Raw genomic sequence first — 24483 nt, 5'->3', positions numbered from 1 at the left:
CACTTTACTCTGAAACGCTAGGAAACAACTTCTAATTCAAACAAACCAATACAAATAGAAACAAAAAAGCCTGAACATAGTGTTCAGGCTTTTTAATATAAGGTGTTTTATAAATAAAAACTAAAAGTGATTACTCAACTTCAAAAGTGATTTTAAGGTTAACTCTAAACTCTGTTACCTCACCACTTTTAACAATAGCGCTTTGATCTTGTACATACACAGAACGTATGTTTTTTACACTTTTTGATGCGTGTTTTACTGCTTTTTTTGTTGCATCTTCCCAACTTTTTTCAGAGTTAGATAAAACTTCAATAACTTTTAATACTGCCATAATATTTGTTTTTTAAATGTTAATACTATTAAATTAACAAATATTTGATGTTTAAAAGTTTGATTTATAGTTAAATGAACTGAAAATAGATGAAAGGTTTAATTTTTAGGATTAATTAACCATTAATAGCTACAACAGTATTAACTCTACCAGGCAACATTTCTTTTAGCATATTTTCAATACCATTTTTTAAAGTAAAAGTAGAAGATGGACAACCACTACAAGCACCTTGTAATATAACTTTTACACTTTTAGAAGGTTCATCATAAGATTCAAATTGAATGTTACCTCCATCACTTGCTACTGCTGGTTTAACATATTCTTCTAAGATATTTATAATTTCTTGAGATGTAGTATCTAAATTTTCAAAATGCTGTTCTACTTTTTCGGTAGATTTTTCAATAACTTCAGGCGCGTTAGGATCTATAATATTTTTACCTTCTTCTATGTACTTTTTGATAAAATCTCTAAGTTCTACAGTAATATCGTTCCATTCGGCAATATCATATTTTGTTATAGATATATAATTTTCATCAAAAAATACGCTTTTTACAAACGGAAAATGAAATAACGCGGTTGCTAAAGGAGATGTTTTTGCTTTTTCTATAGAATCATAATCATAAGTCGCAGTCACTAATTTTTTATTAGCTACAAACTTTAACGCGGATGGATTAGGAGTACTTTCTGTGTAAACTGTTACAGGTACTTTTTGTGTAGTAGCAGTTTCGGTCACAATGACACCATCATTATTTAAATAGTTTTCAATTTGTTTTGCAACTTCATCTTTTACATCATCCCATTCAACAATGTTATAACGTTCTATTGCTATAAAATTACTAGATATGTATACTTTTTTAACAAATGGTAAATAGAATAATTGCTGTGCTAAAGGCGAGTCTTTTGCTTCATCAATATTATTGTACTCATAGTTTTGATGCTTGGTAATAAATTGATTAACATCAAATTTTAAAATAGTAGGGTTACTTGTGTTTTGTATAGAGATTTTATATGTGCTCATGCTGTAATTTTTTTGCAAAAATACTAAAACAATAGCAGAGATATCTATATATTTGATCTTTATATACGTTGAAATTTTTAATATAACTTTAGTAATTTTACTAAAAGAATTTTAAATTGAAACCTTTAACTATTTTCAACTTAATTATACGTTCTAAATTTATATATTTACAAACGTTATAATTTTTTACTTAAAATTAAGTTATAAATTATAAGTTGATTTGAAATAACAGACCATACGACCTCGGAAAAAAGAGATTATGAGATTAAAAAATATTCTATTTATAGCAATTGCAACTTTATTTGGATCGCAATTAGCTAACGCTCAAGAAGGACTTCCAATTTATTCAGATTATTTAACTGATAACTATTATTTAATTCATCCATCTATGGCTGGTGCTGCTAACTGTGCAAAGGTTAGGATTACTGGTAGACAACAATGGTTTGGAGATGATGATGCACCAAGATTAATTACTGCAAGTGTAAATGGTAGAATTGGAGATTCTCCTTCAGGTATAGGTGCAATAGTTTATTCTGATAGAAATGGTTATCATTCTCAAACAGGAGCTTATTTAACTTATGCTCATCATTTAATGTTTTCTCGTAGTACAGCAGATTTAAATCAATTATCTTTTGGTTTAAGTGTTGGTGCAATACAATATAAATTAGACGAGACTACTTTTTTAGCAGATGGGTTTGACCCTTTAATTGCTGGTATAGAGCAGTCTGCTACAGAGTTTAATGTAGATTTTGGGTTCTCTTATAACCTTTACGATTTTTATGCTCATGCAACCGTGAAGAATTTATTAAACAACGATGGTGTAAACTATAATAATAACCCTGGTAATTTAAACTTTAATAATTTAAGAACATACATCTTTACTGTAGGTAATACTTTTGGTAGCTACGGAAGCGAGTGGAGTTTTGAACCATCTGCGTTATTCTTATATAGAGAATCTACTGAAGAGGCTCTTTTTGATGTAAATCTTAAAGTTTATAAAGAAATGGACTTTGGTAAAGTTTGGGGAGGTTTATCTTACAGACGTTCTTTAGATGGAGCAGAGTATTTAGATGGACAATCTGTAAGTAGTCAAAAATTACAATATTTAACACCGCTTTTAGGGGTTAATGTAAAAGACTTTATGTTTGCCTATTCTTACAATTATCAAACAAATGATATTGTGTATAATAGTGGTGGTTTTCATCAAATTACTTTAGGTTTTAACTTTAACTGTGGTAGAGCTGCTTATAGCTGTAACTGTCCAGCGGTTAATTAAGATATAAAATACATATTAAAAAAAGCCTTGAGAGATCTCAAGGCTTTTTTTTTGTATTATTTAGTGTCTAATTCTTTAATATCAATATCACCATTTGGAGAGATTACATAATACTTACGTTCTATTTCTTTATTTACTATTGGTTCTGGCTTATCGTTTTTAGGTTTAGGGTTGTAGTGTAGTTTAATTTCCATACCAATTTGTACAACAGGCTCTATAATGGAAGGGTTAATAACAATATCATAATTTTCATAGGTTAGCGGTTGATAGTAATAAGAGGTTTGCTTGTTTGCAGTAGTAACACCTTCGTTTTGCTTTAAGGCTTCAAAAGAAATACTATTAAATGCCTGATAATTATTGTAAAAATCTTTTGGAAAGTAGCAATACTTTTGATCTGCCATTTGTACATTATATTCTTTTAAATCAAAACCTAAAACAGAGTAATATTCTTTTTTGTCTTTTATTAATTGTAAAAGTTGTGTTTGTAGATTTTTGTAGACTTCAGCAATGTTTTCGATAAAATAATCCACCTTAACAAGATTATAGACTTCGTTATTAGCACAAGCAGAAAGTATGTTTTCAAATTGATTGGTCTTCTTAAACTGTATATGTATGTTCTGTTGTAACTCAAAGCCTTTAGGGACTTCGGTATAAGTTTTGCTAAATAGTTTTTTAGTAACTTCAACTTCATAAACAGGTATAAAAGAAATTACATCTATAGCAATATCACTTTCTTTTAAGCCGATCTTTGTTAGTTCATTTTTAATATTTTCAACTTTAAGACTCATTAAATTTTTAGTTGCTTCTGCAGTTTCTGCAATTTGAGAAACGTTAAAAATAGCAGTGTAACTAGATGCTTTTACATTTTGTAAAGCTCTAACATCTATTATCAACGTACTGTTTGGATTTAAGATTTGTTGTTTTTGTTTAGTAGTATGACCATAAGCAATAGCGTTACCGGCTATGTTAGCTCTAGATATTTTTTGATCAAAATTACCCTTGTGTTGTGCTTTTACTGTTAAAATAGTTAGGATAAATAAAAATAAGTGAAGGTTTTTCATAATTGAATTTTTTAAAATTAGGCATAAACCTATACTCAACTTTTTTATAATAAAAAGAGCAATGAGGCAACATTAGCTTTAGTTTAGTGAATAAGAAATACGACTGAGTAAGTGATGTTATTTTGTTAGTTTTTAGTGATAAATACCTAAAATGCTATTTTATTAAATGAGTTAAAACGTGTAGCTTTATACTCGATATTTAATTTAAAATGAAACTTTTAAAACAATTTATATTAATCTATTTTCTTACAATCGGATTTCAATCTGTATTGGCTCAAACCAATACAATAATTGATAATGCAGAAGCCTTTACAGTAAGAGGGAATATTAGAGAAAGCGATACGCGTAATCCAATAGAAAACGCAGATATACAAGTAAATGGTGGTAGCTACACCAAATCGTCTTTAGACGGTACGTTTAGAATTCAAGTAAAAAAAGGAGATCAAATTGTTATTAGTCACGACGATTTTGAAACCGTTTATTACACCATTAAAGATAATGATGATATTACAGTTGAAGTCCAGCCAATAGGCGTAAACGGTTACGTGCAAAAAATAAAAACTAAAGAAAACACTTTTAGAAGCACAATAGACTCAGCTATATTTTACAAGAAAATTTCAGCAGAAAAAAGTATTCAATTTATTACCGAAAGTATATCTAAAAGTACATCAGTAAAAGAAAATGCACAAGCATTTGAAGTTTTGGGCGATGTAAATATGTATTGGAAACAATATGATTTAGCAACAACTAATTACCGTATAAGTCTTAAAAACGATAGTAATATAGATGTAAAATTAAAATTAGCAGAAGCCTACTTTTTAAATAAAAATTATCAAAAAAGCCTAGAGATTTATAATGACTTAGAAGATAAAACACTTAATAACTGGCAGCAAATTGAAAAACAAGAAGGTTTAGGAGATGTCTTTTTAGAACAAAATAAAATAAAACTAGCAACACAATCTTTTAAGCAAGGATTAAAAATAGCCGAGACCAATAATATAAAACCAAAAATCACCGATTTAAACTCAAAATTAGGTGATTCTTACAGCGAAATTGGAAATAAAACTGAAGCAGAAAGCTATTTCACAAATTCAATAAATTTAGCATCTAAAGAAAATAAAGCCAAAGCGCTAGAACAAAAAATTAAAATAGCCGATTTTCAGAATACTAACCGAGCATTTGATAAAGAAATTCAATTAAGAAAAGAAATTATCAAAGATATAGATGCTATAGAAAAAGACTCTGTCATCACTAACGAAAGTCCGTTAACCAAACAAAAACAAAACTATAAAATTGGTAATGCCTATTTTTTAAAAAATAATTTAGATGAAGCCATTCCGTATCTAGAAGAAAGTATTGAAGAAGCCGATAAAAAAGAAGATTTAATAGTTAAAAAAGACGCTACCAAAAAGTTAGCCGATGTATTTGTAGCTTCGGGTAATTTTGAAAAAGCTAAAGAAGCCTTTAACGCCTATACCGAAGCTGTAGACCAGCTTTACATAAAGAAAGAACAAGAAATATCTCAAGCAGCAAGAATATCCAAAAGCATTGCCGAAAAGCAAAATCGTATTCTTTCACTAGAAAACGACAGACAGCTTACTTTAAGCCAAATGCAATTGTCTGACGAGAAAAACAAACGCCAACAACTTATCATTTACTCATTAATTGGCGGCTTATTTTTATTAGTTGTCTTGGCGTATTTAATGTATAAATACATCAAACAACAAAAATTGGCTAACAATTTACTGGCTTTAAAATCTTTAAGAAGTCAAATGAATCCGCACTTTATCTTCAACGCATTAAACTCGGTTAACAGTTTTATTGCTACTAACGACGAGCGTACAGCTAATAAATACTTGTCAGATTTTTCAAAATTAATGCGAGCAGTTTTAGAAAATTCAGAAGAAGATTTTATTCCATTACAAAAGGAAATTCAACTTATAGAATTATACACCAAGCTAGAATATTTTAGGTTTAAAGATAAATTTGATTATAAAATTTCTGTGGAAGATACTATAGATATAGAAGCCTATAAAATACCACCTATGCTATTGCAACCCTATATAGAAAATGCGGTTTGGCACGGATTACGTTATAAAGAAGACAAAGGAATTTTAGATATTAAAATCTGTAAAAAACAAAAAGACCAAATAGAAATCACTATTGCAGATAATGGTATTGGTCGCAAAAAATCTAAAGCATTAAAGACCGAAAATCAGAAAAAACACAACTCTAAAGGATTAGGAAACATCAAAAAACGTGTTACTATTTTAAACGAAATGTACAAAGATAAAGTAGACATCAACATAGAAGATAATCAGCTTAATGCAGAAGATGTTGGTACAAAAGTAATAGTGACTTTAAAGAAGGATTAATAAAAAAAAGCTTCAGACTTCGGTTTTCAAGCTTAAAAAAATAAACAATGAAACTAAACGCCATATTAGTAGAAGACGAAGAACAAAGTAGAACAATTTTAAAAAACTACTTGACCAAATACTGTCCAAAAGTTAATATTTTAGGAGAGGCATCAAACATAAACGAAGGTTTAGAACTCATAAGAAAACTAGATTTAGACCTCGTGTTTTTAGATGTAGAAATGCCTTACGGAAACGCATTTGATTTATTAGATAAGGTTGGCGATCGTAATTTTGAAACCATTTTTGTAACCGCATATAATCACTATGCAATGGATGCGTTAAATGCGCACGCGTCTTATTATTTGATGAAGCCGATAGATATAGACGAGCTTATAAAAGCAGTAGATTACGTTGCCGAGATAAAAACCAAAGAAGACGCTTTACAAGACCAAGTACTAATCCCAAAAACCAATAGTGTAGAAGGCAAAATAACCATTCCCCAACAAGATGGCTTTGAAGTATTAAACACCAAAGACATTTTGTATTGCAAAGCAGATGATAATTACACGCAAATATTTTTAAATAATAACAAGAAAAAATTAGTAAGTAAAACGCTTAAATATTTTGAAGACATTTTATCAGAATCTGGTTTTGCAAGAGTACATAAAAGTTACTTAATAAATGTCTCAGAAGTGGTTAAATACGTTAAAGGAAAAGGCGGAAGCGTTATTTTAAGCAACGGAAAAGAAATTATGGTTTCAGCCTCCAAAAAATCAGGATTATTATCGTATTTTAATTAACAAATTCCTGCGTAAGCAGGAATCTCTAAGAAAAAAAACAATTAATAATATATGTTGTCAGGCTAAGCGCAGTCCAAAACTAAATTATTTAATAAATTCAGTTCATATGTATTGAAACGCATGATCAAAACATAAAACTCAACATACGTCAGTTCGAGTGTTTTGCGAAGTATAAGCAAAATGTATCGAGAACAAATAATAAATCATAAATCAAAAATCATACTTCAAAATGCCAATTATAAAACCAGTAAACGGTAAATCACCACAACTTCCAGAAGACTGCTACATTGCCGAAAACGCAACCATAGTAGGAGATGTACAAGCAGGTAACCAATGTAGTATTTGGTTTAATGCCGTAATACGCGGCGATGTACATTACATAAAAATGGGAGATAAAGTTAACGTGCAAGATGGCGCAGTTATCCATTGTACGTATCAAAAACATCCAACCAACATCGGTAATAATGTGTCTATTGGTCACAATGCTATAGTGCACGGATGCACCATAAAAGACAATGTTTTAATAGGTATGGGAAGTATTGTAATGGATAATTGCGTGGTAGAAAGCAATAGTATTATTGCGGCAGGAGCAGTTGTTACACAAAATACAATAGTCGAGTCTGGTAGCATTTACGCAGGCGTACCAGCCAAAAAAGTAAAAGACATTAGCGAAGAATTAATTAATGGCGAAATCAACCGAATAGCTAATAACTACGTTAAATATTCAAGTTGGTTTAAAGAATAGTGTAATTATAATTTTTTGGGCGTTACCTTATCGGGTCGGTCTTTCGGCAGTCGCAATCAAAGATGTGCTCCAATAATGCCTCAACTACGAAGTAATTATTAATACATAAATTTAAAAATAAGTAGTAATGAATAATCCCTAACATGGGTATAACCAATGGTCATTTATTTAAAGCAAAATTACTAACGATAATTTATAGGTCGGTCTTCATAAAAATGTTTAAACGTTTTATCGGTTGTATAGTTATCGGTTAACACCTTATAAACCATAACGCCAACTAAAACTTGACCAATACAGGTTAAATAAAATACCCAATTAAAAGGCATATTCATAGATACCATTATAGTTACGGTAACTAAAAGCATGGTAGTAATTGCTACCCAAAATAATACTGGAATTTTCATAATTGTAATTTTATTTACAAATTACTAAAAACCAGTGTTTTAATGCGTTAATGTAATTATAAAATAGAAATGTTTACAACGTAACCTTCATTACTTCTAATGTTACAAACGGTATCATCTTCAAAAATTAAATATTGACCTTTAATACCTTTTAAAACACCAGTATATGTTTTGGCTTTTTCAAAATTCAACGATTTTGGTTTTTTAGGATATTGCAAAACCGGGAAGTGTATTTCGGTTTCGCTATTATTTTCAATAAAATAGTCTTTAGCTTCATCTGGTATATAAGCTTTCAAACGATCTCTCCATTCTACTAAATTTTCATCTTTAATATCATTTTTAAGCATGGTGCGCCAATTGGTTTTATCGCTAATATGGTCTTTTAATGCTATTTCTGTAATACCAGCAAGATAACGGTTTGGGACTTCTACAATTTCAATAGCTTCGTGTGCACCTTGATCAATCCATCTTGTTGGGACTTGTGTTTTTCTGGTAACACCAACTTTAACGTTACTAGAATTAGCTAAGTAAACAATATGTGGTTGTAATTGTACTTTTTTTTCATACTCTAAATCTCGGTCTTCAATATCTAGATGAGCTTGACTTAATTCGGGTTTCATGATCCAATCTGCAGCTTGAGGAATGTCAAAAAAACAACTTTTGCAAAACCCTTGGCGGTAAATGGGTTTATTTAAATGACAGTTTAAACACTCATAACCAACAAATTCAAAAGATATGGTTTTATCTAATAGTTGATTAAAGTTTATAAAGTCGTTTTTAAAAACCAAATAGTAGGCAATTGGGTCTAAAAACTCGGTTTGCATTTTTGTTAAAACACCTTGGTAGGTCATAAAAAAAAGTATTATTTTTAAAACTTTAAAGATACAAATTACTATGCCAATTCCTCTTGTTAATTCTATTGCATCTTGGTTTTTAAAGAAACGTTTTCATCAAATAGAGTTGTTTTTAAAGTATCCAAACGAAGTACAACAAGAGTTGTTATCTAGCCTTATAGATATTTCTAAAGACACAGAAGTAGGTAAGAAGTATGACTTTTCTTCAATAAAAAATTATAAAACTTTTGCTGATCGTGTTCCGATTTCTTCCTATGAAGATATACAAGATGATATAGAGCGCGCACGTAAAGGCGAGTCTAATATTTTTTGGCCAAAACCTATTAAGTGGTTTGCAAAATCTAGTGGTACTACTAATTCTAAAAGTAAATTTATACCTGTTAGTATGGATAGCTTAGAAGACTGTCATTATGCTGCTAGTAAAGATTTGCTATGTATGTATCTTAATAATAATGAAGATTCTCAGCTTTTTACAGGTAAAAGTTTAAGGTTAGGAGGAAGTAAAGAATTATACAAAGAAAATGGTACTGCGTTTGGAGATTTAAGTGCTATTTTAATAGATAATATGCCATTTTGGGCAGAATTTAGTAGTACACCAAGCAATAAAGTAAGTTTGTTAAGCGAGTGGGAAACTAAAATGGCAGCAATAGTTGATGAAACGATAGAGGATAACGTAACAAGTCTTGCTGGTGTGCCAAGTTGGATGTTGGTTTTGCTTAACAATATTTTAGATAAAACAGGAAAAAATAGCATTTTTGATGTTTGGCCAAACCTAGAAGTTTACTTTCATGGAGGTGTAAGTTTTAATCCTTATATAGAACAATATCGAGCTATTCTTCCGAAGAAAGAATTTAAGTATTACGAGATTTATAATGCTTCTGAAGGGTTTTTTGCTATACAAGATCAAAATTACTCTGGCGATTTATTATTAATGCTAGATTATGGGATTTTTTACGAGTTTATCCCAATGGATACTTATGGTACAAAAGATGAAAAAGTAATACCGTTAAGCGAGGTAGAGCTAAATAAAAACTATGCAGTTATAATTACTACAAATGCAGGTTTATGGCGTTATAAGATAGGTGATACTGTAAGATTTGTGTCAATTAGCCCTTATAGAATAAAAGTGTCTGGACGTACAAAACATCATATTAATGTGTTTGGAGAAGAGTTAATTATAGAAAATGCAGAAGATGCACTAAAAAAGGTGTGTAAAAAAACTCAGTCGGAAATTAAAGATTATACAGCAGCACCAATATTTATGGAAGGTAAGGAAAAAGGTGCGCACGAATGGTTAATAGAGTTTAAAACTCCTCCAAAAGATATTAATTATTTTAGTGAGTTATTTGATAATGCATTAAAAAGCTTAAATTCAGACTACGAAGCTAAGCGTTATAATAATATGACGTTGAACAAACCTAAAATTAATGTAGCTAGAGAAAATTTATTTTACGATTGGCTTAAGAAAAATAATAAATTAGGAGGACAACATAAAGTGCCAAGACTGTCTAATACACGCCAGTATATAGACGAATTATTATCTATCAATAATTAAACATGTTTTAAATCAGTTAATAGGTGTTATCTAATTTGGATATTAACGAAAAATTAACTACATTTAAAATGCTATTAATCTGACTTAGGGGAAACGTCAAATTAACATTTAATTTGAAAACCACTTTATATTTGTAAATGTATAAAGTGGTTTTTTTTATTTATAAAAAAACCACTCAAAACGTGAGTGGTTTAATTTTATTTAAAAAGTGTGTTCTTATTTTAAGATACAGCTTTTAGTTTTTTAAGTTTTGTTTTACTTAGCTTTTCTTCTGCGTAAGATTTAGTTACACTAAACTTTTTAGTCTCACTTCCTGGTAACTCAAACATTGCGTCTGTTAAAATCTCTTCACATAAACTACGTAAACCTCTAGCTCCTAACTTGTATTCTATTGCTTTTTCTACAATATAATCTAAAGCGCCATCTGTAATGTTAAGCTCTATTTCGTCCATTTCAAACAGTTTTTTGTATTGTTTGATAATGGCATTTTTTGGCTCTGTTAAAATAGCTCTTAAAGTCTTTTCGTCTAAAGGATCCATGTAAGTTAAGACAGGTAATCTACCAATAATTTCTGGTATTAAACCAAAGTCTTTTAAATCTTTAGGAATGATGTATTGTAACAAGTTATTTTGGTCAACAACTTCTTCTTTAATAGAAGCGCTATAACCTACAGCTTGCATGTTTAAACGTTTAGAAATAACACGTTCTATACCATCAAAAGCTCCGCCAGCTATAAACAAGATGTTTTCTGTATTAACTTCTATAAATTTTTGATCAGGATGCTTACGTCCGCCTTTTGGTGGTACGTTAACTACTGTTCCTTCTAAAAGCTTTAATAATGCTTGTTGTACGCCTTCACCAGATACGTCTCGGGTAATAGAAGGGTTATCACTTTTACGTGCTATTTTGTCAATTTCATCTATAAAAACAATACCTTTTTCTGCTTTATCAAGATTGTAATCTGCTGCTTGTAATAATCTAGTTAAAATACTTTCTACATCTTCACCAACGTAACCAGCTTCTGTAAGAACAGTAGCGTCTACTATAGCTAATGGTACATTTAACATTCTGGCAACTGTTTTTGCCATTAATGTTTTTCCTGTACCGGTTTGTCCTACCATAACAATATTTGATTTTTGTATATCAATATCGTCATTGCTTGCTGGTTGTAACAAACGTTTGTAATGGTTGTATACAGCTACAGACATTACTTTTTTTGTGTATTCTTGTCCAATAATGTATTGATCAAGAAACGTTTTAATCTGTAATGGTTTTTTTAGCATTAGCTCTGCCGATAAACCATTGTCTTCGTTTTGTTTAGATTCTTCTATAACAATGCCATGAGCTTGTTCTATACATCTATCGCATATATGAGCATCTAAACCAGCAATTAATAAATTTGTTTCTGGCTTTTTCCTACCACAAAATGAACACTCTAATTCTTCTTTTGCCATTATTAATTTTAATTTTTACTCGCCTCTTGTTAAGATTTCGTCAATCATTCCGTACTCTTTAGCTTTATCAGCTTTCATCCAATAATCACGGTCACTATCATTGTAAACCTTATCGTAATCTTGTCCAGAATGTTTACTTATTATTTTATATAATTCTTCTTTTAAAGTAAGAATTTCTCTTGCAGTAATCTCAATATCACTAGCCTGTCCTTGTGCACCTCCTAATGGTTGGTGAATCATAACACGTGAATGTGGTAAACCACTACGTTTTCCTTTTTCTCCTGCACATAATAATACTGCTCCCATAGATGCTGCCATACCTGTACAAATAGTAGCTACGTCTGGTTTTATAAATTGCATAGTATCATAAATGCCTAATCCAGCATAAACACTACCACCTGGAGAGTTAATATATATTTGAATATCTTTATTAGCGTCTGTGCTTTCTAAGAATAATAATTGTGCTTGTATAATGTTTGCAACTTGGTCATTTATGCCTGTTCCTAAAAAGATAATACGATCCATCATTAAACGAGAAAACACATCGAAGATAGCAATATTCATCTGGCGCTCTTCAATAATATTAGGTGTTAAATTAGTTGGATACATACTACTAACAATTTTGTTGTAGTAATTACTGTTTATCCCTTGGTCTTTTATTGCAAACTTTTCAAATTCTTTTCCGAAATCCATAGTTGTAAATAATATTTTTTAAATAAAATTAGGCGTTGTTTTAGTGAATTAAACAACGCCTAAAGATAATGATTATTTTGTTAAACCTATACTAAAGAAACTATTGCTTTTTAAGGTTTAAAAAGAGGTTTACTTATCTCCGTAAACTTCTTTTACAAACTTATCGTAAGATAATTCTTTAGTTTTGATGTTGGCTTCTTCTTTATATAACTCTAAAAGTTTTTGGCTAACAACTTGTTCAGAAATTCGTCTTACTTCATCTTGATTAGATAATACGCGTGCTGCGATATCATCTAATTCTTTTTCTGAAGGGTTTAATTGTCCAAACTGTGCCATTTGCATTTTAATCATGTTTTTGGCGTTGCTTTTTACGTCTTCAAAATCTACTTTTAAACCATGTTTTTCCATGATTTTTGCTTCGATTAATTGGTAACGTAGGCTTTTTTCTGACTTTTCGTACTCTTCTTTAGCAGTAGCTTCATCCATTTCTTTTTCACCAGAAACTTGCATCCATTTTGTTAAGAATTCTGCTGGTAAATCAAATTTTGTATTGTCTACTAAATACTCAGTAATGTCGTTTAATAGTTTTTGATCAGATTGCTGTACGAATTGCTTTTCTGCATCTTCTTTAATCTTTTCTTTTAACTCGGTTACAGATTTTACGGTGTCTTTTCCAAATAACTTATCAAATAACTCTTGGTCTAAATCTGCTAATTCACGTTTGTTAATTTCAGTAATTGTAAACGTTACTTCAATGTCTAAACCATGAGCATCATCATGAGATACTTTTAAAGCATGCATTAACTCGTGATCATCTTCGTAAAGACCTTTAGTCTTTAAAGTGATTACATCACCAACTTTAGCTCCGATAAATTTCTTCTCGGTAGTTTTTCCTTTAAACTTGTCTAAAGTTAAAGTTACAGTGTTGTCAATGTCTTTGTCTTCGTTTTTGAAAGTACCGGTAATTTCGCTGTCTTTTTCTACAGTGTCTTGAGATACTATTTTACCGTATTGTTTTTGGATACGCTCTATTTGCTCTTCTATCATTTTATCATCTGCAACGATGTTATAGTGCGTAATTGCTTTTTTACTTTTAATATCTACGGAAAATTCTGGAGCTAAACCTAATTCAAATTCAAAAGAAAAATTATCTCCATCCCAATCAATATCATCTTGTTGTTTTGGTAAAGGTTGTCCTAAAACATCAAGTTTTTCTTCTGTTAAATATTTATTTAATGCATCTTGAAGTAATTTATTTACTTCGTCTACTAATACAGCTTTACCGTATTGTTTTTTTACCATTCCCATTGGTACATGACCTTTTCTAAATCCAGGAATGTTAGCTGTTTTACGGTAATCTGATAAGATTTTTTCTACTTTATCACTATAGTCTTCTTTAGCGATATCTACTTTTACTACAGCATTTAATGCATCAATGTTTTCTCTTGTAATATTCATTATAAATGGTATAAAGCCTTTTTAAAGGCATTTAACACTTGTTTTAATTTAAAAAGGAGTGCAAAAGTACTACTTTTTTACACTCCAACCAATTTTTTAAGCTGTTGTATTTCAGAGTTTTTTGTGTTTACTCAGATTTTATGTCTGATTTTAATAAAGATTGTAAAAACCACTGTAAAATTGATAGTAAAACACTAAATAAAATGGCTGTCCAAATGCTTGAAACGGCAAAACCATCTATAAATTTATCTGCCAATAAAATTATAAGTCCATTTATTACAAAAAGGAATAATCCTAACGTTAAAATAGTAGCAGGTAATGTTAATAAAACTAAGATGGGTTTTACTAATAGATTTAAAACAGCTAATACCAATGCTACAATAATAGCTGTAATATAACTGTCTACACTTACGCCATTTAAGATGTGTGCTAGGACAAAAACAGCAACAGCGTTAAGTAAAAGTCTAAGAATTTGATTCATAAATTAAGTATTAAGAGTTGTTCTAATTTACAAAATTAATTACAGCTTCGTAGAATTGTTCTGGGTTTTCTGCATGTAGCCAATGTCCTGCATTTGTAATTGTTATTATATTGGCTTTAGGGAATTGTCTTTTTATAATAGCTTCATCTTGTGCGCCAATATATTCGCTTTTATCACCTTTTAAGAATAATGTGCTTTTGTCGAATTTAAAATGAAGTGGAAGCGCCTCTCCAACTTCACTAACATTTTCAGTAAGTGCTTCAAGATTCATCCTAAAGGCAAGTTTTCCTTTTTCTTTCCAATATAAATTTTTAAGTAAAAATTGTCTAACACTAACCTGTGGGATATAATTTGCTAATTGCTTATCTGCAGCACCACGACTTTTAATTTCTTTAAAATCAAAACTATTTAATCCTGCTAGGATAGTGTCATGATGAATTGGATAAAATCTTGGTGAAATATCTGCAACTATCAAGTGGCTAACTAGTTCTGGATATTTGCTAGCAAAAAACATAGCGGTTTTGCCTCCCATAGAATGTCCTAAAACAATAGCTTCTTTAATATTATGATGATCAAAATACTGCTTTAAATCTTCAGATAATGCTTCGTAATGATGGTCTGGATCATGAAAACTCCTACCGTGATTACGTTGGTCTATCAGGTGGACTTCAAAACTTTCTGCAAATTGATTCCCTAAAGTTTTCCAGTTGTCACTCATACCCAAAAAGCCATGAAGGATAACAAATGGTTTGCCTTGACCAAGTATTTGTGAATGTAAAATCATTTATTTTAACTTGTTTTTATACATGTTTATTACATTTTCTACACCTAAGTATAGGCTTTCTGCAATTAAAGCATGACCAATAGATACTTCTAATAGATTAGGGATGCTTTGCTTGAAAAATTCTATGTTATCTAATGATAAATCATGACCAGCATTAACACCTAAATCTAAACTATCTGCTAATTTTGCACAATCTGCATAAGGTATTACAGCGTCTTTGTTGCCTAAGCTGTATTGGTGTGCAAAAGCTTCGGTGTATAATTCAATTCTATCAGTTCCGGTTTCTTTAGCGCCTTCAATTTGTTTTAAAACAGGATCAACAAAAATGGATGTTCTAATTCCGTTAGTTTTAAATTCTTTTATAACTTCAACTAAAAAGTCTTTGTGTTTAATAGTGTCCCAACCAGCATTACTAGTAATTGCGTCTATGCTATCTGGTACTAAAGTAACCTGTGTAGGTTTTGTTGCTAATACTAAATCTATAAATTTTGGTATAGGATTACCTTCTATATTATACTCTGTATAAACAACAGGTTTTAAATCGTGAGCATCTTGGTATCTTATGTGTCTTTCGTCAGGTCTGGGATGGATAGTGATTCCTTCTGCACCAAAACGTTGTGCGTCTTTTGCAAATTGAACAACATTTGGTACATCGCCACCACGAGAATTACGTAAAGTAGCAATTTTATTAATATTAACGCTTAATTTTGTCATTAACTTAAAGTTTATTTTAACACAAAAATACGAACTCTTAAAGGCTTTTTGTGCTAAAATTTAATTAATTTGCATAAACAAAAAGTTAAACTAAATGAATCTTTCAGAATATATTTTAAACGATATTAAACCTTTATCAAGTGCTGATAAAATAAGCGATTTGCAATTGCTGTTTAATCAGTTAACCTTCTCGCATATACCAATTAAGGATCAAAATGATGTATATATAGGTTGTGTTTCTGAAAATGATGCACATTGTTTTAAAGGCTCTGAAGTGATAAGCGATATAGCGTATTCTGTAGAAGGTTTTTTTGTAAGAGAAGAAACTAACTGGTTAGATGTTTTAGAGGCTTTTGCTCAAAACCACACTAACATAATGCCTGTTTTAAATAAAAATAATAAATACTTAGGGTATTATGAACTTAATGATGTAATTGGATTGTTTAATGAAACTCCATTTTTCTCGGCAAATGGAGGGATTTTAATTGTAGAAAAAGGTATTCAGGATTATTCGTTTAGTGAAATTAGTCAAATTGTAGAGAGTAATAACGGAAGGTTATTAGGCGCTTTTGTTTCTAAACATGAAAATGATTTAGCGCAAATTACCTTAAAAATAGGGAATACAGGCTTAAATGATATTATGCAAAGCTTTAGGAGATATAGCTATAATATAGTTTCAGGTCATGAAGAAGATACCTATTTAGAAGGCTTGAAAGAACGATCTGATTATTTAAAAAAATATCTAGATATTTAAGATGAAGGTTGCTATTTACAGTCAATTTCAAAAGAAAAAACCTTTAGCATCTTTAGAAGTATTACTAGAGGTTTTAGAGAAAGAGAATTTTGATGTTTTTATTGAAGAAACCTTTTTTAAAAACATTTCATCCAAAATAAAAAAGACATTAAACACTTTTTCTAGTTTAGATAGTTCTTACGATTTTTTAATAAGCATTGGTGGTGACGGTACAATTTTACGAGCTGTTACTTTGGTAAGAGATTTAGATATACCAATGGTTGGAATTAATACTGGTAGATTAGGCTTTTTAGCAACTATTCAACATGACGAAATTGAAGACGCTATTAAATCTATAATAGAAAAAGATTATAAAATTTCTGAACGTACCTTGTTAAGTATTTCAGTTTCTGAACCTAATAAAGAAATTGAGTCTTGTAATTTTGCCTTAAACGAAATAGCCGTTAGTCGTAAAAACACCACATCTATGATTACGGTTGAAACCGAATTAGATGGTGAATATTTAACCTCTTATTGGAGTGATGGATTAATTATATCTACACCAACAGGATCAACAGGATATTCTTTAAGTTGTGGCGGACCAGTAATTACGCCAAAAGCAGCAAGCTTTGTGCTAACGCCAATTGCACCACATAATTTAAGCGCAAGACCTTTAGTAATAGAAGACTCTATTACAATTAAACTTAAAGTTGATGGTAGAGAGAAGCAACATCTAGTATCTTTAGACTCACGTATAGCAACACTTTCAAATAAAACCGAAATTACCATAAAAAAAGCTCCATTTTCAATTAAAATGATAGCGCTTCATAACGAAACCTTCTTAGATACCTTACGTAAAAAATTACTTTGGGGAGAAGATAAGCGTAATTAAACAATAAAATTTGCCTAAATCTGTTTAAATGAGTAACTATTTCAATAGAATTGTTATAGGCTAATCTTATTTATTATATTTGCAAACTTTGAAGATTTATGAGGCAATTAACAGTAATCATAATAACACTATTTAGTATACAGTTTAGCACTGCTCAAATACATGAATTTGGCTTGTATTTAGGCGGTTCTAATTTTATAGGCGATGTTGGAGCAACAGATTATATTGCGCCAAAAAACCTAACTATAGGTGGAATTTATAAATGGAATAGAAGTCCGAGACATTCGTACAGAATTTCATTACTGTTTAGCGAGCTAGAAGGAATTGATAAAAACTCTGATGACCCAAGTCGTCAAATAAGAGGATTAGAATTTAATAGTCAAATAATAGAATTATCTGCCGGAATGGAGTTTACCTTTTTAGATTTTAATCTTCACAAAGGAGGTTTTGTTTCAACACCATATTTATATACAGGTGTTACAGTAACAAAACACGATAACTTCTTCTTAGCAAATTCAGGACAATTAGAACCAGAAGGAACCGAGAGTTTTGCTTACGGTATACCAATGGTAGTTGGTTATAAAGCAGCAATTGCACAACATTTTGTGCTTGCTTTTGAAATTGGTGCACGTTATACATTTTCAGATGAAATTGATGGAAGTGTACCAGATGCAGAAGAACTTCAAAGTAGAAGCTTTGGTAATTTAAATAATAATGATTGGTATACCTTTACAGGTGTAACACTAACCTATACATTTGGTAAAAACCCTTGTTATTGCGCATTTTAAGTGAGTATTGATAAAATAAATAAAGACTATTTACCTAAACATCTAGCTATTATAATGGATGGAAATGGGCGTTGGGCAAAACAAAAAGGCATGTTACGTGCTATTGGTCATGAAAACGGAACAAAAGCAGTTAGAACAACAGTTGAGTCTTGTGCAAAATTAGGTGTAGAAAACTTAACACTTTATGCGTTTTCTACAGAAAACTGGAACAGACCAAAATTAGAAGTAGATACACTAATGAAGCTTTTAGTGTCTTCACTAAAAAAAGAAATTAACACACTTTTAGATAATAATATTAAACTAAACGCTATTGGTAACTTATCATTATTACCAAAAAAAGTGTATAAAGAATTACAAGAAGTTATTAATTTAACTAGCAAAAACACGCATATGAATCTTACTTTAGCACTTAGTTATGGGTCTAGGGAAGAGTTAGTTACAGCTGTTAAAGAAATCAGTAATAAAGTTAAAAATAATATAATTTCTGAAGAAAGTATTGACCAGTCAGTTATAAATAAGCATCTTTACACGCACAATTTACCAGATGTAGACTTGCTTATACGAACTAGCGGAGAGCAACGTATAAGTAACTTTTTGTTATGGCAAATAGCCTATGCAGAGTTGTATTTTACTCCAGTACTTTGGCCAGACTTTACAGAGCAACACTTAAGTGAAGCTATTATAGAATATCAAAAAAGAGAACGACGATTTGGGAAAACAAGTGAACAAATTAGCTAAACAATTACCATTGAAAAAAGCATTACAATACGTTTTAATTACCTTCATATTTGCCATTTCAGCATTAGGTAACGCGCAAGAATTAGACTACGAAGGCGGAGAAAAATATAACCTTGCCGGTATATCAGTAAAAGGAAACACAACCTTTAGTGAACAAACCATAATAACCTATTCGGGATTAAGAAAAGATACCGAAATACAAATACCAGGCGAACAAATAAGTAATGCTATAAAAAAGCTTTGGAGTTCTAATTTATTTAGTGATATAGAAGTTTACTTAGTCAAAACAGAAGGTAAAGATGCCTTTTTAGAAATAAGATTATCAGATCTTCCAGAATTAAATGAAATTAACATCACAGGTGTTAAAAAGAATAAGAAAGAAACTATAATCAAAGAAAATAAGTTACTTAAAGGTACAAAGGTTACAGAAAACCTAGTAACAACGACAAGAAACTATCTTGAAAATAAGTATAGAAAAGATGGTTTTTTAAATGCAGATGTAAAAGTAAATACTACAGAAGTTGTTAGTGACTCTACATTTAAGCCACAAGTAAATATGTTCGTTGCTGTAGATAAAGGAGAAAAAGTTAAAGTTAAAAAAATCAACTTTGAAGGTAACGAAGTCTTATCAGACAAAAAGCTAAGAAAAGCAATGAAAAATACGAAGCAGAAAAACCCAATTCGTATTTTTAAACGATCAAAGTTTATTGAAGCAGACTACAAAGAAGATTTATCTTCAGTTATAGATAAATATAAAGAGATAGGTTATAGAGATGCACGTATTATTTCAGACACTTTAACATACAATGGAGAAGAAACTGTGTCTTTAGACATAAAAGTAGAAGAAGGAGAAAAGTATACTTTTGGCGACATTACATTTATAGGTAATACAGTATATTCTGATGAGTTCTTAAAAAGAAAGCTAAGAATTGAAAAAGGAGACACATATAATGGTATAGAACTACAAAAAAGAATAGCAGATGCATCTAGTCCAGATGCAGATGACCTTACAAACTTATATCAAAATAATGGATACTTATTCTCAACAATAAACCCGGTAGAGGTTAATGCAGATGGTAACGTTATTGATATGGAAATTAGAATAAGCGAAGGTAAACCTGCTTATTTTAACAAAGTAACAGTTGTTGGTAACAACAAAACAAATGACCATGTTATTTATAGAGAAATAAGAACACGTCCAGGAGAATTATACAGTAAAGAAAATGTAGTAAGAACAATAAGAGAGTTAAGTCAACTAGGTTTCTTCGATGCAGAACAATTAACACCAAATTTTAAAAATGTAAATCCAGATGAAGGAACTGTAGATATGGAGTACTCTGTAGTAGAATCTGGATCTAGCCAAATAGAATTGCAAGGTGGTTACGGTGGAGGAGGATTTATTGGGACCTTAGGTTTATCTTTCAATAACTTTTCTTTAAAAGATATATTCAAAAAAGATGCTTATACGCCAATTCCAATGGGTGATGGACAAAGATTAGCTTTAAGATTACAAGCTAGTAGATTTTTTCAAACCTATAGTTTTCAATTTTCAGAACCTTGGTTAGGAGGTAAAAAACCAGTACAATTTTCTACCTCTATATCACAAACAAAACAGTTTTTATATAATCCTTTAACACAAAACGCAGATAAGGATAGACGTTTTAATATAACAGGTATTACTTTCGGTTTAGCTAAACGTTTATCTGTCCCAGATGACTATTTTACCTTATCTCAAGCAGTAAGTTTTCAGCATTATAACTTAAAAAATTATAACACAGGATTATTTACATTTGGTGATGGTTACTCAAACAACTTATCTTATACGATAGGTTTAACAAGAAACAACACTTTTAATGATCCTATTTTCCCAATGGGAGGATCTAACTTCTCTATTACAGCAAAAATGTCATTACCGTACTCTGTGTTTAATAATGTAGATTATGAAGCATTAAAGCAAGAAAGAGAAGACAATATAGCTATAATTAACGACTCTAATAGCACAGTAAGCGAGTCTAACGCAGCATCAAGTAGAGTTAGCGAAATTGATCAAGAACGTTTTAAGTGGTTAGAGTTTTACAAGGTTAAGTTTAAAGGAGATTGGTACACTAGATTAGTAGATAAGTTAGTATTACGTCCAAGTGTAGAATTTGGTTTCTTAGGAGCTTATAATCAAGATAGAGGAATTATACCTTTTGAGCGTTTCTTTGTTGGTGGTGATGGTTTAGGAAATTATAGCTTAGACGGAAGGGAAGCAATAGCCTTAAGAGGTTACCAAAACCAATCCTTATCAACTCAAGATGGAGGAACAATTTATAATAAGTTTTCTTTAGAATTACGTTATCCAATAACCTTAAAACAATCTGCAAAAATCTATGCTTTAACATTCTTAGAAGCAGGTAATTCTTATAATGATTTTAGGAGCTATGATCCTTTTGAGTTAAAAAGATCTGCAGGATTTGGTGTAAGAATTTTTATGCCAGCATTTGGATTATTAGGTATAGACTTTGGACATGGATTTGATCCACAACCAGGCGAAACTTCAAAACACGGTTGGGAAACTCACTTTATCATAGGACAACAGTTTTAAAAAAAACAATGCTAAAACCCAATAAAATAGGTTAATAAGCTTGATAGTTTACTAATTTTTTTATTTTTGGCACGATATTTTCTAATAACAAGTTGAGGATTTAATTAAAGAATTAAAATTTTTATAATTAAAATTCGTTATTTTGAAAATAGCAGCTTAAACACAAATAATTTGGCGGCTAAGTTTAAATTAAAAACTAAATAAATCCAACATGAAATTTAAAGTTCTTTTAGTATTGTTCATATTAAGTGTGTCCTTTCAAGCAAATGCACAACGTGGCGTAAGAATAGGTTATATAGATACTGAATATATTTTAGAAAATGTTCCAGAATATACCGAGGCTACTAAACAGTTAGAGTCTAAAGTACAAAAATGGAAAACTGAAATTGAAGGTCGATTAAATACTGTAAAGCAAAAACGCGAGGCACTTAATAACGAAAAAGCATTGTTAACAAAAGAGTTAATAGAAGAGCGTGAAGAAGATATTTTATTTGAAGAAAAAGAAATATTAGATTACCAACAAAAACGCTTTGGTCCTAATGGTGATTTGATGATTCAAAAAAAACAGTTAATGCAACCAGTACAAGACCAAATTTTTCAAGCAGTACAAGACATAGCAGCAAACAAAAAATACGATTTTGTTTTTGATAAATCTGCAGATGTTGTTATGCTATATTCAGCAGAACGTTTTGATATTAGCGACTTAGTAATAAGAACAATTACAAGAGCATCAAAACGTAAACAAGCAACAAACAGAAAAGAGCGTAAAGAAGCCAAAGAAGAAGAAGTTGTAGAAGAGATTAATGACTCTCAAGAAGCTAGACAAAAAGCGTTAGACGAAAAAAGAGCAGCAAGAGAAGCTGCAGCAGAAAAACGTAAACAAGAAATATTAGAAGCAAGAGAAGCGAAGAAAAAAGCAGCACAAGAGAAGAGACAAAAACTTATAGAAGAACGTGCAAAAGCTAGAGAAGAAAAATTAAAAGCTAGACAAGAAACTAAAGACGAAGAAAACCCATCTTTTGATGGAGACGAAAATAATAAAGAAGATAAATAATCTAAAAAAAAAGAGTTTAGTTAACAACAAACTCTTAGATAAACACTAATAATTTATAACACAAATACTATTAAAAATGAAACAAATTAAATCACTTTTATTCGCTGCAGCATTATTTATAGGAGCAACAAGTTTTACTAATGCTCAATCAAAAGTAGCGCATATTAATGTTGGAGAGCTTGTAACTTCAATGCCAGAGATGAAAACTGCACAAGCAGAAATGGAACAAATGGGTAAAACGTTTGAAACTGACATTCAAGAAATGATGAATGAGTATAAAACAAAAGCTCAACAATACGAAGCAGAAGCTGCAACAAAAACTAATGAAGATAACCAAAAAAGAGGTGAAGAGTTAGCAGGTATGCAACAAAACATTAGACAATTTCAAGCTAATGCACAACAACAATTACAACAAAAAGAATTAGATCTTTTAGAGCCAATTACAAAAAAGGCTAAAGCAGCTATTTTAAAAGTAGCAAAAGCACAAGGTTTTGATTATGTATTAGATTCTTCTCAAGGTTCAGGAGTAATCATGGCAGAAGGTAAAAACTTATTACAAGACGTTCAAAAAGAATTAGGATTTTAATTAAAATCTCTTTTAAAATACAATAAAGCTGTCTAAATTTAGACAGCTTTTTTTATACTATAATTTTTTATGAGTAAACAGCCTATTGGTATCTTTGATTCTGGAGTTGGTGGTACTTCTATTTGGAAAGAAATACACGCTTTATTACCCTACGAAAACACTATTTATCTTGCAGATAGTGCAAATGCACCTTATGGGCCTAAAGGAAAAGATGCTATTATAGCATTATCAGAAAAAAACACCGAGTATCTATTAAACCAAAAGTCCAAAATAATTGTTGTAGCATGTAATACAGCAACAACAAATGCAATTAAACATTTAAGAAAAAAATATGATGTGCCTTTTATAGGTATAGAGCCAGCAATAAAACCTGCAGCATTACAAACGCAAACAAAAGCTATTGGTATTTTAGCAACAAAAGGCACTTTAAGTAGTGAGCTTTTTTTTAACACCTCACAATTGTATTCTAATGGAATAGAAGTAATAGAACAAGAAGGAGAAGGTATTGTGCAATTAATTGAAAGTGGTAATATTAATTCGGAAGAGATGAAAGCGCTTTTAGAAATTTATTTAAAGCCAATGCTAAATGCTAATATCGATTATCTGGTGTTAGGTTGTACACATTATCCATATTTAATACCACAACTTTTAAAAATGCTTCCTAAGCATATAAAAATAATAGACTCTGGTGAAGCTGTTGCTAGACAGACAAAAGCTATTTTAAAACAGTTAAACTTGCTTAATATAGCGGATGTTAAACCAGATTTAAAATTTTATATCAATTCTAATCCAAAAGTAATGTCTCAACTTTTAAATAATAACTTTGAGGTAAATCAAAAAGATTTTTAGTCATAAAAAAAAGCCAAGTGTAACACTTGGCTTTTTTATTATATATGTTCAGTTCTATACTTCTTCAGCATCTCTTAAGCTTTGAATGTAAGCTGCTTTTTGAACTTGTTTTCTTCTTGTTACAGAAGGTTTTGTAAAGTATTGCTTGTCTCTTAAGTTTTGCATTACTTTAATATTTCTGTGTTTACGCTTGTAACGTTTTAAGGCGCGTTCTATGTTTTCGCCTTCTTTAATTTCTATTCTTAACATATCAGTATTTTAAATCTTTTGC

General features: G+C 30.4%; 25 protein-coding genes. 13 read left to right on the top strand and 12 right to left on the bottom strand.

From position 1 onward, the window contains the following. Positions 1–130: 130 nt before the first annotated feature. Together ACEQT4_RS08985 and ACEQT4_RS08980 are read right to left on the bottom strand one after the other, a co-directional pair. Positions 131–331: a dodecin family protein gene (locus ACEQT4_RS08985; protein ID WP_027880463.1), complete on the bottom strand. Its 201-nt coding sequence runs from the start codon at positions 329–331 to the stop codon at positions 131–133. A 115-nt stretch (positions 332–446) separates the two neighbouring features. Next, complete coding sequence (locus tag ACEQT4_RS08980) at positions 447–1349, bottom strand: NifU family protein (protein WP_370227066.1); 903 nt, start codon at positions 1347–1349, stop codon at positions 447–449. Positions 1350–1608: 259 nt separating this feature from the next. Here ACEQT4_RS08980 and ACEQT4_RS08975 point away from each other — a divergent pair, with 259 nt between their 5' ends. Beyond that, positions 1609–2625: a type IX secretion system membrane protein PorP/SprF gene (locus ACEQT4_RS08975; protein ID WP_027880465.1), complete on the top strand. Its 1017-nt coding sequence runs from the start codon at positions 1609–1611 to the stop codon at positions 2623–2625. A gap of 56 nt (positions 2626–2681) precedes the next feature. Here the strand turns inward: ACEQT4_RS08975 and ACEQT4_RS08970 are convergent, their stop codons facing one another. Next, positions 2682–3686, bottom strand: coding sequence for an SIMPL domain-containing protein (locus tag ACEQT4_RS08970; RefSeq protein ID WP_370227065.1), 1005 nt, complete (start codon positions 3684–3686; stop codon positions 2682–2684). A gap of 209 nt (positions 3687–3895) precedes the next feature. Here ACEQT4_RS08970 and ACEQT4_RS08965 point away from each other — a divergent pair, with 209 nt between their 5' ends. The 3 genes from ACEQT4_RS08965 (at position 3896) to ACEQT4_RS08955 (ending at position 7588) form a co-directional block, all read left to right on the top strand. Beyond that, a complete protein-coding gene (locus tag ACEQT4_RS08965) occupies positions 3896–6061 on the top strand; it encodes a histidine kinase (RefSeq protein ID WP_370227063.1) in 2166 nt (721 codons plus the stop codon). A gap of 47 nt (positions 6062–6108) precedes the next feature. Continuing rightward, complete coding sequence (locus tag ACEQT4_RS08960; RefSeq protein ID WP_027880468.1) at positions 6109–6843, top strand: LytTR family DNA-binding domain-containing protein; 735 nt, start codon at positions 6109–6111, stop codon at positions 6841–6843. A gap of 229 nt (positions 6844–7072) precedes the next feature. After that, positions 7073–7588, top strand: a complete 516-nt coding sequence (locus tag ACEQT4_RS08955; RefSeq protein ID WP_304145992.1) for a gamma carbonic anhydrase family protein — start codon at positions 7073–7075, stop codon at positions 7586–7588. Between the two features lie 182 nt (positions 7589–7770). Here ACEQT4_RS08955 and ACEQT4_RS08950 read toward each other — a convergent pair whose 3' ends face one another. Next, on the bottom strand, positions 7771–7992 hold the full coding sequence (locus tag ACEQT4_RS08950; RefSeq protein WP_027880470.1) for a hypothetical protein: 222 nt from the start codon (positions 7990–7992) through the stop codon (positions 7771–7773). A gap of 56 nt (positions 7993–8048) precedes the next feature. Next, the gene (locus ACEQT4_RS08945) at positions 8049–8843 is read right to left on the bottom strand and encodes a DUF2797 domain-containing protein (protein ID WP_106676439.1); all 795 of its coding nucleotides are present in this window, start codon (positions 8841–8843) and stop codon (positions 8049–8051) included. Between the two features lie 43 nt (positions 8844–8886). Here ACEQT4_RS08945 and ACEQT4_RS08940 point away from each other — a divergent pair, with 43 nt between their 5' ends. Continuing rightward, a complete protein-coding gene (locus ACEQT4_RS08940; protein ID WP_370227062.1) occupies positions 8887–10401 on the top strand; it encodes a GH3 auxin-responsive promoter family protein in 1515 nt (504 codons plus the stop codon). A gap of 221 nt (positions 10402–10622) precedes the next feature. Here ACEQT4_RS08940 and clpX read toward each other — a convergent pair whose 3' ends face one another. From clpX to ACEQT4_RS08910, 6 genes are all read right to left on the bottom strand, one after another. After that, a complete protein-coding gene (gene clpX / locus ACEQT4_RS08935) occupies positions 10623–11855 on the bottom strand; it encodes an ATP-dependent Clp protease ATP-binding subunit ClpX (RefSeq protein ID WP_027880473.1) in 1233 nt (410 codons plus the stop codon). 15 nt (positions 11856–11870) lie between these two features. Continuing rightward, complete coding sequence (gene clpP / locus ACEQT4_RS08930) at positions 11871–12548, bottom strand: ATP-dependent Clp endopeptidase proteolytic subunit ClpP (protein ID WP_027880474.1); 678 nt, start codon at positions 12546–12548, stop codon at positions 11871–11873. Positions 12549–12677: 129 nt separating this feature from the next. Beyond that, positions 12678–14006, bottom strand: coding sequence for a trigger factor (gene tig / locus ACEQT4_RS08925; protein WP_370227061.1), 1329 nt, complete (start codon positions 14004–14006; stop codon positions 12678–12680). Between the two features lie 127 nt (positions 14007–14133). Further along, positions 14134–14487, bottom strand: a complete 354-nt coding sequence (locus ACEQT4_RS08920) for a phage holin family protein (RefSeq protein ID WP_370227060.1) — start codon at positions 14485–14487, stop codon at positions 14134–14136. A gap of 22 nt (positions 14488–14509) precedes the next feature. Continuing rightward, complete coding sequence (locus tag ACEQT4_RS08915; RefSeq protein ID WP_370227059.1) at positions 14510–15271, bottom strand: alpha/beta fold hydrolase; 762 nt, start codon at positions 15269–15271, stop codon at positions 14510–14512. After that, complete coding sequence (locus tag ACEQT4_RS08910; RefSeq protein ID WP_370227057.1) at positions 15272–15985, bottom strand: pyridoxine 5'-phosphate synthase; 714 nt, start codon at positions 15983–15985, stop codon at positions 15272–15274. 94 nt (positions 15986–16079) lie between these two features. On the opposite strand from ACEQT4_RS08910, the gene ACEQT4_RS08905 reads away from it, so the two are divergent. The 8 genes from ACEQT4_RS08905 (at position 16080) to murI (ending at position 24212) form a co-directional block, all read left to right on the top strand. After that, complete coding sequence (locus tag ACEQT4_RS08905; RefSeq protein WP_370227056.1) at positions 16080–16739, top strand: CBS domain-containing protein; 660 nt, start codon at positions 16080–16082, stop codon at positions 16737–16739. A gap of 1 nt (position 16740) precedes the next feature. Then, on the top strand, positions 16741–17610 hold the full coding sequence (locus tag ACEQT4_RS08900) for an NAD kinase (RefSeq protein ID WP_027880480.1): 870 nt from the start codon (positions 16741–16743) through the stop codon (positions 17608–17610). A 98-nt stretch (positions 17611–17708) separates the two neighbouring features. Beyond that, on the top strand, positions 17709–18398 hold the full coding sequence (locus ACEQT4_RS08895) for a DUF6089 family protein (protein ID WP_027880481.1): 690 nt from the start codon (positions 17709–17711) through the stop codon (positions 18396–18398). Positions 18399–18452: 54 nt separating this feature from the next. Continuing rightward, positions 18453–19136 carry an isoprenyl transferase gene (locus ACEQT4_RS08890; protein WP_051169874.1) on the top strand — a complete coding sequence of 228 codons (684 nt, stop codon included), beginning with the start codon at positions 18453–18455 and terminating at the stop codon, positions 19134–19136. Further along, the gene (locus tag ACEQT4_RS08885) at positions 19108–21723 is read left to right on the top strand and encodes an outer membrane protein assembly factor (protein ID WP_370227055.1); all 2616 of its coding nucleotides are present in this window, start codon (positions 19108–19110) and stop codon (positions 21721–21723) included. Before ACEQT4_RS08890 ends, ACEQT4_RS08885 begins: the two co-directional genes overlap by 29 nt. 211 nt (positions 21724–21934) lie before the next feature. Next, on the top strand, positions 21935–22777 hold the full coding sequence (locus ACEQT4_RS08880) for an OmpH family outer membrane protein (protein WP_370227053.1): 843 nt from the start codon (positions 21935–21937) through the stop codon (positions 22775–22777). Between the two features lie 76 nt (positions 22778–22853). Next, positions 22854–23363, top strand: coding sequence for an OmpH family outer membrane protein (locus ACEQT4_RS08875; protein WP_027880484.1), 510 nt, complete (start codon positions 22854–22856; stop codon positions 23361–23363). A gap of 69 nt (positions 23364–23432) precedes the next feature. Continuing rightward, the gene (gene murI / locus ACEQT4_RS08870; protein ID WP_370227052.1) at positions 23433–24212 is read left to right on the top strand and encodes a glutamate racemase; all 780 of its coding nucleotides are present in this window, start codon (positions 23433–23435) and stop codon (positions 24210–24212) included. A 54-nt stretch (positions 24213–24266) separates the two neighbouring features. Here murI and rpsU read toward each other — a convergent pair whose 3' ends face one another. Then, positions 24267–24461, bottom strand: a complete 195-nt coding sequence (gene rpsU, locus ACEQT4_RS08865; protein ID WP_027880486.1) for a 30S ribosomal protein S21 — start codon at positions 24459–24461, stop codon at positions 24267–24269. Between the last annotated feature and the right edge of the window lie 22 nt (positions 24462–24483).

The organism is Mesoflavibacter sp. (assembly GCF_964226795.1).
Classification (GTDB): Bacteria; Bacteroidota; Bacteroidia; order Flavobacteriales; family Flavobacteriaceae; genus Mesoflavibacter; species Mesoflavibacter zeaxanthinifaciens.
The sequence above is the reverse complement of the archived record's forward strand: the minus strand, read 5'-3'. Positions and strand labels throughout refer to the sequence as shown.

Excerpts from the sequence above, each read along its gene's own strand:
- rpsU (WP_027880486.1), bottom strand. The coding sequence starts at position 24,461 with ATGTTAAGAATAGAAATTAAAGAAGGCGAAAACATAGAACGCGCCTTA.
- ACEQT4_RS08945 (WP_106676439.1), bottom strand. The coding sequence starts at position 8,843 with ATGACCTACCAAGGTGTTTTAACAAAAATGCAAACCGAGTTTTTAGAC.
- ACEQT4_RS08950 (WP_027880470.1), bottom strand. The coding sequence starts at position 7,992 with ATGAAAATTCCAGTATTATTTTGGGTAGCAATTACTACCATGCTTTTA.
- ACEQT4_RS08875 (WP_027880484.1), top strand. The coding sequence starts at position 22,854 with ATGAAACAAATTAAATCACTTTTATTCGCTGCAGCATTATTTATAGGA.
- clpX (WP_027880473.1), bottom strand. The coding sequence starts at position 11,855 with ATGGCAAAAGAAGAATTAGAGTGTTCATTTTGTGGTAGGAAAAAGCCA.
- ACEQT4_RS08985 (WP_027880463.1), bottom strand. The coding sequence starts at position 331 with ATGGCAGTATTAAAAGTTATTGAAGTTTTATCTAACTCTGAAAAAAGT.
- ACEQT4_RS08895 (WP_027880481.1), top strand. The coding sequence starts at position 17,709 with ATGAGGCAATTAACAGTAATCATAATAACACTATTTAGTATACAGTTT.
- ACEQT4_RS08920 (WP_370227060.1), bottom strand. The coding sequence starts at position 14,487 with ATGAATCAAATTCTTAGACTTTTACTTAACGCTGTTGCTGTTTTTGTC.
- tig (WP_370227061.1), bottom strand. The coding sequence starts at position 14,006 with ATGAATATTACAAGAGAAAACATTGATGCATTAAATGCTGTAGTAAAA.
- ACEQT4_RS08975 (WP_027880465.1), top strand. The coding sequence starts at position 1,609 with ATGAGATTAAAAAATATTCTATTTATAGCAATTGCAACTTTATTTGGA.
- ACEQT4_RS08890 (WP_051169874.1), top strand. The coding sequence starts at position 18,453 with ATGGATGGAAATGGGCGTTGGGCAAAACAAAAAGGCATGTTACGTGCT.
- ACEQT4_RS08900 (WP_027880480.1), top strand. The coding sequence starts at position 16,741 with ATGAAGGTTGCTATTTACAGTCAATTTCAAAAGAAAAAACCTTTAGCA.
- ACEQT4_RS08915 (WP_370227059.1), bottom strand. The coding sequence starts at position 15,271 with ATGATTTTACATTCACAAATACTTGGTCAAGGCAAACCATTTGTTATC.
- ACEQT4_RS08955 (WP_304145992.1), top strand. The coding sequence starts at position 7,073 with ATGCCAATTATAAAACCAGTAAACGGTAAATCACCACAACTTCCAGAA.
- ACEQT4_RS08965 (WP_370227063.1), top strand. The coding sequence starts at position 3,896 with ATGAAACTTTTAAAACAATTTATATTAATCTATTTTCTTACAATCGGA.
- ACEQT4_RS08980 (WP_370227066.1), bottom strand. The coding sequence starts at position 1,349 with ATGAGCACATATAAAATCTCTATACAAAACACAAGTAACCCTACTATT.
- ACEQT4_RS08910 (WP_370227057.1), bottom strand. The coding sequence starts at position 15,985 with ATGACAAAATTAAGCGTTAATATTAATAAAATTGCTACTTTACGTAAT.
- murI (WP_370227052.1), top strand. The coding sequence starts at position 23,433 with ATGAGTAAACAGCCTATTGGTATCTTTGATTCTGGAGTTGGTGGTACT.
- ACEQT4_RS08960 (WP_027880468.1), top strand. The coding sequence starts at position 6,109 with ATGAAACTAAACGCCATATTAGTAGAAGACGAAGAACAAAGTAGAACA.
- clpP (WP_027880474.1), bottom strand. The coding sequence starts at position 12,548 with ATGGATTTCGGAAAAGAATTTGAAAAGTTTGCAATAAAAGACCAAGGG.
- ACEQT4_RS08940 (WP_370227062.1), top strand. The coding sequence starts at position 8,887 with ATGCCAATTCCTCTTGTTAATTCTATTGCATCTTGGTTTTTAAAGAAA.
- ACEQT4_RS08905 (WP_370227056.1), top strand. The coding sequence starts at position 16,080 with ATGAATCTTTCAGAATATATTTTAAACGATATTAAACCTTTATCAAGT.
- ACEQT4_RS08970 (WP_370227065.1), bottom strand. The coding sequence starts at position 3,686 with ATGAAAAACCTTCACTTATTTTTATTTATCCTAACTATTTTAACAGTA.
- ACEQT4_RS08880 (WP_370227053.1), top strand. The coding sequence starts at position 21,935 with ATGAAATTTAAAGTTCTTTTAGTATTGTTCATATTAAGTGTGTCCTTT.